Raw genomic sequence first — 12867 nt, 5'->3', positions numbered from 1 at the left:
CACAACAATCCACTTTTAACACTATACCCTCACACCCAAAAAACTACCTTGCGCGCCGCGGCTTCCCCTCCCCGCCCCGCTGGTTCGTGGCGGGCGCCCCCCCCCCCCCCCCCCCCCCCCCCCCCAAAACCCAAAAAGAGCTCAGACAGACCGCTCAATCACGGCTAAGGCAGAAGTCCTTCATTTCAACATTTGTAAACACCATTAAAATTTGTCATCCTGAAATCTGACCACAGTTTTTCCACTACATTCAGATAATTGCGGCATCATAAACTTGGTGAAAATAATTTTAAAAAAATAAAAAAGAAAATATTTCAAAAATGTGAAGTATAGACTTCATTTACAGATGTTTTCATTCTTAAATTTATTTGCCGCCTTCACTGAAATTCATTATTTTTTCAAAAAAGTTAACCATGTTTCCAACCTTTTTGAAATTTTTTGCATCTATGTAGATATAAAGCCTGATTATGGAACGAGAGTTACTATTAGAATGTCAACGGAACGACCGCAATGCGCAGCGGAAAGTCTACGAAAGGATGGCGGGAAAACTGTACACCGTTTGCAAACGCTATCTGAAAAACGATGAAGATATAGAAGAAGTTTTGGCAGACACTTTTTATAAGATTTTTACAAAAATAAACCAGCTTCATAATCCCGAAATTTTTGAAGCGTGGGCGAAAAAGATTGCAGTAAATGAGTGCCTGCAAAAAATAAGATCCACTAAAGAACTGCATATTTCTTTAGAAGACAATCATGCCGTTTCTACAGATTCTGAACTGGAAAATGTATCGTTTGAAAAAGATATTTTAAGTCTTTTAAACTTTCTCCCGGAAGGCTGCAGAGCCATTTTCAACCTTTTTGCCATTGAAGGATACCCTCATAAAGAAATTGCAGCCATGCTTTCCATTAGTGAAGGAACCTCAAAATCCCAACTCAATTTTGCCAGAAAAAGACTTCAGGAACTTTTGATTCATCAAAACATTTAAACTTTTACAACAATGGAAAACAATTCAATAGATAAAACATTCAACGAGGCTTCTAAAACACTGGAAGAACCTGCGACTTTTCCTGGGTTTGATAAAGTTTGGGCAAAAGTGGAAGAAAAATTAGACAGAAAAGAAGAAAAAAAGAGTAAAACAGTTCCGATCTGGCTTCCTTATGGTGTTGCTGCAAGTTTATTAATCGGATCTGCGATCTTTTACTTTTCCAATAAAAAAGAACATGCGGAAGTAACCCAAGAGGTTATTGCAAAAAATATAATTTCCGAAAACAAACCTTCTGTTGCTGTTTCAGAACATATTCAAAAAATGGACAGTACCATAAAGGTGAATATTCAAAAGGAAACTTTACCCTCTGTAACGATGGCTGCTGAAGCTCCGCATGCTATGATTGCAGCGCCACTTCCGGTAATTTCTTCCGTTCCGGCAGCTTCTCCTGCACATGACGAAACACCTGAAATTCCTGAAAAAATCGATAAAATAATTCAGGAGGTTCCAAAAAATCAAAATACAGAAGTGGTAATTGCGATGGGAATTAAAAAAGAGAAAGCTTCGATGGTGAATTCTCTGGATTCATCTTCATCACTGAAAAAGAAACTCACGGATCTTAATGCTGTTGCAGATACCGCAGAAGCAGTCTATTCTACCAATCCGTATGATCTGAAAGAATCTTCTCAGGAACCTGAAATTCTGGCATACAATAAAGGATATCTTCAGGCAAAACAGTCTGTTGCAGGAAATTATCAGGGCTTAGCGAATAAGATAGGGAACAAAGAAGCGATAAATTCAATTCGTGGAGCTGCTTCGGGCGTGAATATCAATTCAATTTCGGGAAGACAGGGTTCCGGAAAAGTGGATATCTCGATCAGTTGTGAAGGTTCATCCAAGGCAAATAACAGTCCGCTGTTCGTTATCAACGGAAAGGCAACAGATTCCGAACTTTTTAAGAGAATTGATCCTAAAAAAATAGAATCCATCCGTGTTTTTAAAGCAGACACAGCAACCGCACTTTTCGGAAACCAAGCCGCGAATGGAGCTGTTCTGGTGGAAACAAAAGACATTTCCCGAAAAGAAAAAAGAATGCTGAAAAAGCTTCTTAAAAAAGAAAAACTGCTGAAAAAATAGTTTTCTAAACCTCCAAAACTAATATTCATTCAATATAAATCTGAAAAAAGAAATTTCTTCGGAGGTTTCTTTTTTCGCCTTTTAATCAACAAAAATACCATGAAGAAGTTGTATTGTCTGCTTCCGCTGTTTGCGGTTAACTGCCTCTTCGCGCAGAATTCTCAACGGTATTATTCCGGAATATTTTTAAACGAAAAAGAAAAACCACAGAATTTTTTAAAGGTTCTGAACAAAAACAGCGGAGTTTATGAACTTACCGATGAAAAAGGTTTTGCCATCATCGCAGCAAAAGATTACGATACTTTGGTTTGGAACAACGGTAAAAACAAAGCGGTTGTATATGGAACCCGTGAGCTGAAAACTATTTTGGAAAGCCAGATAGAAAAAAGAAGTGTTCAAAATATTCAGAATAATACGTATGACAGCTTGGTTTCAAAAGAGCGGAAAAATGAATTTAGTATAGAAAACTCAGGACAAAACCTGAAAGTTAATTTGTTTGATTATTATTCCATCAGAAACATAAAAGAAATCGATAAGAATCTCATCAGTTTAAAAGGACGAACTCAGAAATTTTTATTTTTAAACGGAAGTTTTACCACTTCAGCGGAAGTAAAAAGTAGAAATTCTGTTCCGAAAACTCAGAACCAATATGTTCAGGGAAGATCTGAAAACGGAGAACTGACTTGGAGAGGTCCCGAAACCAATGAAATGTTCAGTTTCGGATCGGATATTTCAACTTTACAGTTTGATAATCAGCCTTATGAATATGATCTGAACGGAAGATTGATTCCTCTCATGAACGGAAATTCTTCTGCAAAACCTTATCATAACGACATTTTTAAAACAACAGTTGGGTACAATAATCAATTGAGGCTGAATCTGTTTTTCAAAAATCATCAGTACTCTTATGATGAAAAATTTCGGATTTCACTGGATCTCGGACAACAGAAAGATCAGATGTATTTCATGGATCAGCACAGTATTCTGAATTCTTTTAAAACCAAACTAAGTTCGAAAATTTTAAAATTTAATATAAATGCGGCTTTTATATATGAAGAAAATAAAGCGACAAATTCCAACAGGATTGGCTTGTTCAACAGAGTTTATCAGAATTCTTTACTGACGCCGGTTTCTTTTTCCAATGCTCAGAAGATCTTTCTTACCGATGGTTCGCAGAGAAGCTACAGCAAGTTTGCAGACAATCCGCAATTTTTATTTTATCAGGATAATCAATACAATTCCAGAGATAAAAGAAGACAGTTCAACTTCGGAATTTCGCGGGACTGGTATCGTTTTAAACTAAATGTCACACAATCTTATGAAAACGATTTTTTCCTGAATCTGGATCATTATAAACCTTCAACGTATGGTTTTCCCGAAGGTCTTCGAAATGGGAGAAAGCAAAACAATAAACTCTATAATTCAAGTATTTCAGGAGAATATTCGATAAATGAATATCGTTGGAACCATCGCTTTAATCTCAATTTTATTGTCAATAACAACAGATCGGAGATTGATAATACTTTAAACAGTAAAAACTATATCTACCAGAGAACTTCGCAGGATTATATCTTTGAGTACGGATTAAATTATGATGGCTACGGGGATTTTGAAATGGGACTGAATGTAGGAAATTCTTTCTACATATCAAATACTTCGCTAAAAAATAATTATTTTCTTCCTAAAGTGGGTGCATATTTTACTTTTAAAGAAATATTCAACTGGAGAAACATCAATTTTAAAATTTTAGGAGCCTACACTCAGCTAAGCTCGGAGCCGGAAATCACAAAATCGTATGCTTCTTACGCAACCACTTTGCTGAATGCGCAGAATTCAAATCAGTATTTTCCGATTCAGGAAGTTGAAACCTTTAAAAATCTGTCGAATATTGATTCCAAAGAATGGAAAACGGGTTTCAGACTGACTTCAAGATACAATTTAGGCATTGAAGCAGAATATTTTCAACGCAAAATCACCAATGATATTTTTCCGGTTTTTGAAAATGGCAATCTGGAACTGAAAAACCTTGCAGATCACACGTACCGCGGGTTGGAAGTGAATTTCTTTTTTGATAATGTTTATCTGAGTTCAGATTTCAGGATGAGTCAGAAAGCTTCATTTTTTAAATACAGAGATATTGTAGATCGGGTAAATTCGGGGTATTATAATACAGCGGTTTCAGGTTTTAAAGACATTTACAAAACTTTATCGGAAGGTGAAGTTCTGGGAGCGGTTGTCGGAAGTTATTTCGAAAGAAATAACAACGGAGCGTTGATTATTGATGAATTCGGTTATCCTAAAAAAGCGAATGGTTCCAAAATAATTGCAGATCCCACACCGGATTTTGTCGTTAAATTCAATCATAATTTTACCTATAAAATGCTCACTTTAGACATCAACTGGGAATGGAAAAAAGGCGGACAGGTCTGGAACGGAACTCAGGCTGTTCTCGATTATTACGGACGTTCCCAGACTTCCGGAGACGACAGAAATATTAAAAATTATGTTTTTCAGGGAGTAAATTCCGGAGGAAATCCCAATCAGATTCCTGTTGATTTTTACAATCCCAATCAGGACGTTTCTAAAAACCGATGGACGAGATACGGATATTTGGGCGTTGCGGAAGACTATGTTCAAAAAGCGGATTATGTGAGAATTAATGCGGTTTCTCTAACGGCAAAATTCGATGTCGGGCAATTTAAAAAAGGTTTGGGAATTACATTCTATGTGAATAATATTCTTCTTTGGCAGGCGAATCGGGGCTTAGATTCCAATCAGAATTTCTACGATTCGGAGAACGGAAGAGGACTGGATTTTTTCAATCTTCCGTGGTTTAAAACTTTTGGCTGTATGGTTTCATTTCAATTTTAAGGTATGAATTTCAAGGTTACAACATCTATTTTAGGGTTATTTTTTCTGGTTTTTGCTTCTCTATCAAAAGCCCAGGAAGCGTTTAAAAATTTCGAAAAAGAAAAAACGTACATCCAGACCAACCATGTTTTTTATAAACCCGGTGAGGAAATGTACTTTAAAATTTACACGGTAAAGGCAGAAAATAATCTTCCCGCCGATCAGAGCAAAGCCGTCAATTTTGAATTGACTGATCCAAGCGGAACGGTCGTAAAAAAAGCAAAATACGAAATTACAAATGGCTATTCGGAAGGCTATTTTTATTTTAACAGCGACATGAAGGGCGGAATATACAAATTGCGCGCTTTCACGAACTGGATGCAGAATGAAGACGGAAAAAATGCTTTTGAGAAAGAAATTACCCTCCAGAAAATTGTCTCGCCAAGAATTCTGATGAAACTGGAGTTTCCCAAAAAAGGATATGGAGCAGGAGATGAGGTTCTTGCCGATTTTTCAATGAGAAGTCTCAGCAATCTTCCGATTCCTTTTTACGAAGGATATTATACGGTAATGCATAACGGTGAAAAGATTTCAGAGGGAAAGCTGATAACGGATAAAGAAGGGAAAAATCAACTGAAATTCAGACTTCCGGCTGTTTTAAAATCTTCTGATGCACTGTTAACCATTAAAATCAATTTCGACGGCTTTACAGAATCCATTTCACGAAATATTCCGATTGTACTGAATCATCTTGATATAAAATTCATGCCGGAAGGCGGAACTTTCATTAATGGGATCGAACAGAATATTGCCTATAAAATTCTGGATGAATTTGAGAAACCAATTGATGCTACATTGGAAATTTTTAATCAAAACCATCAGAAAATTACCGAAACTTCAGCATATAATTTCGGGATGGGAAGTTTTCTTCTGACACCGAAAAAAGGCGAAAATTATTATGCAAAAGTTTTTAAACCTGAAAATATTTCAGGCGTTTATCCGCTTCCGATGGCAAAAGATGAAGGAATTGTTTTCAATATCAATAAAGAAAATCAGAAGATAGTTTTTAAAATCCGATCAACAGATGAAAAAGATGTTATTCTTAAAGGAAATTTCCGTGAGAAAGAAGTTTACAGCAAAACCATTTCATTAAAAAAAGGATTGAATGAATTAGAACTTCCGGAAAATGAACTTCCGATCGGTATTTGCAGATTTACGGTGTTTGAAGGTGATATTCCTTTGGCAGAACGCATTGTCTTTGCGAATGAAAACAAACAGATGAATGTGAAAGTAAAACCGGTAAAGCAAAATTACCTTCCGAGAGAAAAAGTGATCGTGAATATCGAAACTACCGACGAAAATAACAAACCGATTCCCGCAAATCTCGCTCTGAGCGTTGTGGATGATAAACTATGGACGTATGCAGACGATAAGCAGAATCATATTCTTTCGTGGCTGCTGATGGATTCTGAGCTGAAAGGAAAAATTGAAAGACCCCAGTTTTATTTCGATAAAAAAGAAGAAAAAAGAACCAAAAGTCTCGATTTGGTGATGCTTACCAACGGTTACCGTTATTTCGAAATGACTCCCGAAGTTATCAAAAACAGAAAATACAAATATCTTCCCGAAAAGAAAAATCCCATCTACGGAATTGTAGAAGACGAAAAAGGAAATACCGTAAAAGCCGATGTATATTTCCTTGAGGACGATAAAATCCTGAAGCAGACGACTTCTGAGAACGGATTGTTTTATTTTTATGATCTTAACAGAAGTTATTCCAATAAGCTGATTGCGAAATCTGTACAGCCAAAACAGCAGGTGAAAATCCGGATTTTATCTTACAGACTGGCAATAAATCCTTTGGCTGCAAAATCTTTGAATAATATTAATGTAGAAGAAATTGTAAAAGAAACCGTAAAAGAAGAAGGTAAAATAAAACTGCGTGAAGAGGCTGAAAAGGAAACTTCTAAAAACACTTCGTCCGAAAGCAAACGTTCCCGATCGGTTTCAAGAGGAAGCATGAGAAGTGACACCATAAAATCTCAAAATATAGAAGAGGTTGTCGTGACGGGAGCAATGGGAATGAAGAAAAAAGAATTGCTTACGAGTTCTGTAACTATGCTGAGAACTGAGGAAATTCAGAATCCAAGCATTACGTCTTCTTTAGCCGGAAAAGTTTCGGGACTTGTTATTACTCACACCAATCAGCCGGGAGGTAATGTTAATGTGCTGATCAGGGGAAATGCTTCTGTTGCCAATAAAAATCCACTGTTTGTCGTGGATGGAGTTCCTGTTGAAAATTTTAAGACTATCATTAATCCAAATGATATCAACAGTATAACGGTTTTAAAAGATGCCGCTGCAACCGCTATTTACGGAAACAGAGGTGCAAATGGGGTGATCGTCATTAATTCTTTGAAGAACTTTCGCACTCAGATAAAATTTGATGTAACGCCGAAATCATATTATGCATTGGTGAATATTCCCAATGACAGTCTGGTTTCGTACGAATACACAAGAAATTTTTCTTATCCTGTCTACAAAACGACAAACACTTCTTACAGACACGATTATCGCGAAGCTCTGTATTGGAATCCTGTAGTAGAAACAGGAAAAAACGGAAAAGCACAGGTTGAATTTTATAATTCCGATGCCAGTTCTACTTTCAGAATCATGACGGAAGGAATTTCCTCTTCAGGTTTAATCGGGCGTGATGAAACAACTTATGCGGCTCAAAGTCTGATTTCCATAGATGCGAAACTTCCGCAATATCTTACAAGAACAGATCAGATGATGATTCCGGTGGTGGTTAAAAATAATTCTCCGGAAACCCGAAAGGTAACGATGGACGTTATTGTTCCGAATCGTGTGAATGTGGTACAATCAGATAGCACGATTACTTTGAAACCTTTGGAATCAGGCAGATTATTTGTGAAAATCCAGACCAATGAAGTGTTGGAATCGAATATTCAGTTTACCGTAAGATCAGAAGATTTCAGAGAAACCATGATTCTTCCCTTTAAAGTGGAGGAGAAAGGATTTCCGCACCGTTATTCAGTCATCAATAACAAAACAGAAGACCTCAAAATTGATATTCCCGATTATATTGAAGGCAGTTTCTTTTCGTCTTATTATGTGTATGAAAACAATGCACTGCAGATGTTTGAAAATATGGAACGCCTGAAAAGAGAACCTTACGGATGTTTTGAGCAGCTTTCTTCAACGGTTTATCCAAATATTTTCATTCTGGATTATTTAAAACAGATTAAAAAAATTACGCCGGAAACCGAAAGCCTGGTGATAAGAAACATGAAGAAAGGCTATCAGAAAATGCTGAGCTATAAAAACCGTGACGGCGGGTTCACTTACTTCGGATCTTCGGAATCGGATGTTGCACTTTCTGCTTTTGCATTGCTTGAATTTAGAGATCTGAAAAAATACGTGAATATTGAACCTAAAATCATTCAGGATCTTACGTCTTTTATTTTATCCAAAAAAAATCAGAACGGAATGTTTGAAGTAAGAAGAAACTATGAAAAAAACAGTCCGTATTCAGAATTTGTGTGGTCGAGAAATATGTATGTTTTATATGCGTTGTCTAAAACCGGGATCAGAAATCTTGACGATGCCTACGAAATTAATCTGAAACGTGCTTTGGCGACAAAGGATGCTTATCAGTTGGCTTTGATGGCAAATATTTCTTCCGATCTGGGAAAAAATCAGCAGTATAAAGACTTGATAGCAATTTTAAACAATCAGTTTGAAGGGAAAAATTTAAAAACAAAAACCACTTTTACAGGTTCCGGAGGATTTTCTGCAAATGCGGAAACGCTATCACTTTATCTGATGGCTTTGCAGAAAGATAAGCAGTTGAGCCAGTTAAAAATTGCAGAAGTTGCAGATCATTTAATCAATTTCAATGGATATTACGGTTTCGGTTCTACTCAGGCAACAACTTTGGCATTGGAAGCATTATCAGAATTTTTCGCCAAAAATGAAAGATTATATGGAACGGACAAACCTGCGATAAAAGTAAACGGAGCTGAAATCGGGGTTAATAATTCGGTGGGTTCTGCTTTTAAAAACGGAGAAAATACAATCAGCGTCAATTATCCTACACAAAGAGGACTTCCATATAAACTGGATTACGAATATTACACGTTAAAAGCTCCTAAAAGTGCAGAAATTCCTTTAATTCTGAATACAAGATTAAAATCTGAAACAACTAAAACAGGCGATACAGACCGAATGATAATTACCATTCAGAATAAAATAAACAATCAGCTTCCAATGGTGACGGCGAAAATAGGAATTCCGGCAGGATTAACTTTGCAGAATGCTTTGCTGAAGGATCTTCTGGATAAAAAGCAGGTTTCTTATTACGAAATTTTTGATAATTATCTGGTTCTGTATTGGGAACATTTTGATGCCAACGAAATAAAAACCATCAATCTGGATCTTAAAGTGGAATTTGCAGGAGAATATACAGGAAAAGCAAGCAACGCATACCTTTATTATATGCCGGAAGAAAAATTTTGGAATGAAGGGATAAAAGTCAGAATTCAGCCTTAAAGTTTGTTTTAAAAAGGTGTGATGTTTTTAACTTTTTGATTTTTAGCTAATTAAATTGTAAAAGTGAAGAGGGTAAAGTTTTAGTAAAAAATATCAACTTCACTGCAACTTTTCCGAAAATCTGCATCCTTAAAACAGAGAAACGGAAAATAATTATACTTTCAGAAAAATAATACATATGAAAAAACTAGGAACTACCATATTGGCTTTGATGTTAGTAATGGGCTGTAAAACCAAAACAGCGACAGATCATCAAACTGAAAAAGAGAAATTAAGCATCGAAAAAGACAAAGATCAGGACGGAGTTAAAAACCGAAAAGATAAATGTCCTGAAATTGCAGGACCGATAGAAAATAAAGGCTGTCCGTTCCCAGATTTGGACGGTGATGGTGTCCCCGATAAAGATGATCAGTGCAAAGAGCTTTCTGGACCTGTGGAAAATAATGGCTGCCCTTTTCCGGATACGGACGGAGATGGAATAATAGACAAAGATGATGCCTGTCCGACCGTTGCAGGACCTGCGGAAAACAACGGCTGTCCGTGGCCGGATACAGATGGCGACGGAATTCTGGATAAAGACGATGCGTGTCCTACCGTTCCCGGATTATCGGAATATAACGGCTGTCCGAAACCGAAATCGCTTACTGCGTCAGAAATTTCCTATTCTCCGCGAAATTCCTATGCTCTTGGAAGATCGTATCAGCTTCAAGGAAAAGTATACAATAATCATGTAGGAACTAAAAAAGGGAAGAAGAAAGTTGCCCGGAAAGGTGATTATACGAATGAAGAATATGATGCTTTAGTTGAAAATCCGTTTGAATTAACAAAGAATCAGCCACTTTCCACATTTTCTATTGATACAGACAACGCTTCCTATTCTAATCTAAGAAGAATGATTGAGTATGGGGAAGTTTATAAAAACGCGGTGAGAGTGGAGGAGATGATCAATTATTTTAGATATGATTATCCGCAGCCAAAAAACAATCAGCCTTTTTCTATCAGTACAGAATTGGGAAAAAATCCATGGAATCCTAATCATCAGTTGCTGAAAATTGGGTTAAAGGGGAAAAATATTCCGATGAATAATCTTCCTCCTTCCAATATTGTTTTCCTGATTGATACCTCCGGTTCTATGGCTGAAGAAAACAAATTACCATTACTAAAATCTTCTTTAAAAATATTACTGGATCAGCTGAGACCGGTAGATAAGGTTGCAATGGTGGTGTATGCAGGAAGTGCGGGTGTTGTATTGCCTCCGACATCCGTTTCTGATAAAGAAAAAATTATTGAATCTTTGGACAGATTGGAAGCAGGAGGAAGTACGGCGGGAGGAGCAGGAATTGAACTTGCCTATAAGTTGGCGCAGGAAAATTTCATCAAAAACGGAAATAATCGGGTGATTTTGGCAACAGACGGAGATTTCAATGTAGGAGTTTCTTCAAAAGGCGATCTTGAAAGTCTGATTGAGGAAAAAAGAAAATCAGGCATTTTTCTTACGTGTTTAGGGTACGGGATGGGAAATTATAAAGACAGCAAAATGGAAACGCTTGCCGACAAAGGAAACGGAAATTATGCCTATATTGATAATCTGCAGGAAGCCAACAAGTTTTTAGGTAGAGAATTCGCCGGAAATATCTATACAATTGCTAAAGATGTTAAAATTCAGATTGAATTTAATCCTAAATTCGTAAAATCTTACCGACTGATTGGATATGAAAACAGAAAACTGAGAAATGAGGATTTTACAAACGATAAAATTGATGCAGGAGAACTGGGAAGCGGATATACAGTAACGGCTTTATACGAAATCATTCCTACTAATGTAAATTCTAAGTTTTTGCCCAAACAGAATAAACTTAAATATACTTCAAATTCTGTCAGTCAAAAGTCCGGAAATGAACTGGGAACTGTTAAATTCAGATATAAAAAACCTCAGGGAACCAAAAGTGCAGAAATTGTTCATGTAATAAAAAATACTGCCTCTCAGAAAGAAAGCAATGATTTTAAATTTGCGTCATCGGTTGCTTGGTTTGGACTGGTTTTAAGAGATTCAGATTTAATTACGAGAAAGAATTTATCCGAGATCGAAAAAATGGCGAAAGACAGCAAAGGCGAGGATAAAGAAGGATATAGAAAAGGATTTGTAAAAATGGTTCAGGATTATAAAAAGATGAGTAAATAAATTAAAGTTAGTGTTAACAGACATTCTCAAAGGATGTCTGTTTTTATTTTAAATAAACTTTCAAAAATTATTGAAAGTTCGAAAATTATTATTACATTTGTATCAGAAATTAAAAGTAAGACAAAATGCAACTTTCAGAAGCTAAAGAAAAATACATTCAGACTTGGGGTACATTTGCCACCAATTGGGGCATTAACCGTACGATGGCACAGGTTCATGCTTTGCTTTTGGCAAGTGGTAAAGCGCTTTCTACCGATGAGGTTATGGAGCAGCTTGAAATTTCAAGAGGAAATGCCAATATGAATCTCCGTGCACTGATGGATTGGGGAATCGTAAGAAAAGAATTTGTAAAAGGCGACCGTAAAGAATATTTTTTGGCAGAAAAAGACGTCTGGTTTTTATTCAAGCAGATTACAAAAGAAAGAAGAAAGAGAGAGATTGAGCCTGTTATTTCGTTTCTGGAAGAACTGAAAAATATTGAAGACAAAGATTCTGACGAAGCGAAAGAGTTCATTAAATTAATGGACGATTTCAGTTCTGTAACGGGGAAAATAAACAATATCATGGATCTCGCGATAAAAAGTGACGATCATTGGCTTGTTGGAAAGATTACGAATTTACTGAAGTAGTCGTTTGTTATTCTAAACGAAACTAACATAAAGTATATAAAAAGGAAATTTTCCTTTTTTATTTCAAATAAACTTTCAAAAATTATTGAAAATATAATAACAATAAAAACTTAAAACATGGAACGCAAAATTTTAACAGGAGAAGCAGTATTTCAGACAGTTATCAGCCTTATATTCTTTTCGTGTGCTATCGCTGATTATTTCGAACAAAAACCCGGAACAGAATTTTTTATAGCACTTTTTTATATTGGCATTTCCAACCTTATAGGCTTCTTATTGAGAGTTTCACTTAGCAAAAGCAGGTTTCACCGTTACTATTTTTATGGCGTTATTCTGTTTTTCATTATCCTGTATTTTGGTGCGGTATGTCTTAGTGATTCCAGAATGGATTTTGTAGTAAGTTTCATGGGCATCGGAGGCGTACTTTTTAATATTTACTATCTGATCTATGGCTTCTACAATGTTAAAACTATGCAACAGAATAAAACGGAAAAATAATTTTTTTGAAATT

Annotated in this window: 7 protein-coding genes; all 7 read left to right on the top strand. The window is 36.2% G+C overall.

All coding sequences use genetic code 11. The annotated features are described in order from the left end of the window. Nucleotides 1–467: 467 nt before the first annotated feature. The 7 genes from WFH39_RS20875 to WFH39_RS20845 all read left to right on the top strand — a co-directional run bounded on the left by WFH39_RS20875 (nucleotide 468) and on the right by WFH39_RS20845 (nucleotide 12854). On the top strand, nucleotides 468–986 hold the full coding sequence (locus tag WFH39_RS20875) for an RNA polymerase sigma factor (RefSeq protein ID WP_336691328.1): 519 nt from the start codon (nucleotides 468–470) through the stop codon (nucleotides 984–986). A 12-nt stretch (nucleotides 987–998) separates the two neighbouring features. Next, nucleotides 999–2123, top strand: coding sequence for a TonB-dependent receptor plug domain-containing protein (locus WFH39_RS20870; RefSeq protein ID WP_336691327.1), 1125 nt, complete (start codon nucleotides 999–1001; stop codon nucleotides 2121–2123). A 99-nt stretch (nucleotides 2124–2222) separates the two neighbouring features. After that, nucleotides 2223–4994 carry a hypothetical protein gene (locus tag WFH39_RS20865; protein ID WP_336691326.1) on the top strand — a complete coding sequence of 924 codons (2772 nt, stop codon included), beginning with the start codon at nucleotides 2223–2225 and terminating at the stop codon, nucleotides 4992–4994. A gap of 3 nt (nucleotides 4995–4997) precedes the next feature. Further along, nucleotides 4998–9545, top strand: a complete 4548-nt coding sequence (locus tag WFH39_RS20860) for a TonB-dependent receptor plug domain-containing protein (protein ID WP_336691325.1) — start codon at nucleotides 4998–5000, stop codon at nucleotides 9543–9545. Nucleotides 9546–9723: 178 nt separating this feature from the next. Further along, nucleotides 9724–11727, top strand: coding sequence for a vWA domain-containing protein (locus WFH39_RS20855; RefSeq protein ID WP_336691324.1), 2004 nt, complete (start codon nucleotides 9724–9726; stop codon nucleotides 11725–11727). 125 nt (nucleotides 11728–11852) lie between these two features. Further along, complete coding sequence (locus tag WFH39_RS20850) at nucleotides 11853–12356, top strand: GbsR/MarR family transcriptional regulator (protein WP_336691323.1); 504 nt, start codon at nucleotides 11853–11855, stop codon at nucleotides 12354–12356. A gap of 117 nt (nucleotides 12357–12473) precedes the next feature. Beyond that, complete coding sequence (locus tag WFH39_RS20845; protein WP_336691322.1) at nucleotides 12474–12854, top strand: hypothetical protein; 381 nt, start codon at nucleotides 12474–12476, stop codon at nucleotides 12852–12854. The last annotated feature ends 13 nt before the right edge of the window (nucleotides 12855–12867 follow it).

The sequence above is a fragment of the Chryseobacterium sp. MMO-72 genome (assembly GCF_037146035.1).
Lineage (GTDB): Bacteria > Bacteroidota > Bacteroidia > Flavobacteriales > Weeksellaceae > Chryseobacterium > Chryseobacterium indicum.
This window is presented reverse-complemented; position numbering and strand designations above follow the sequence as displayed.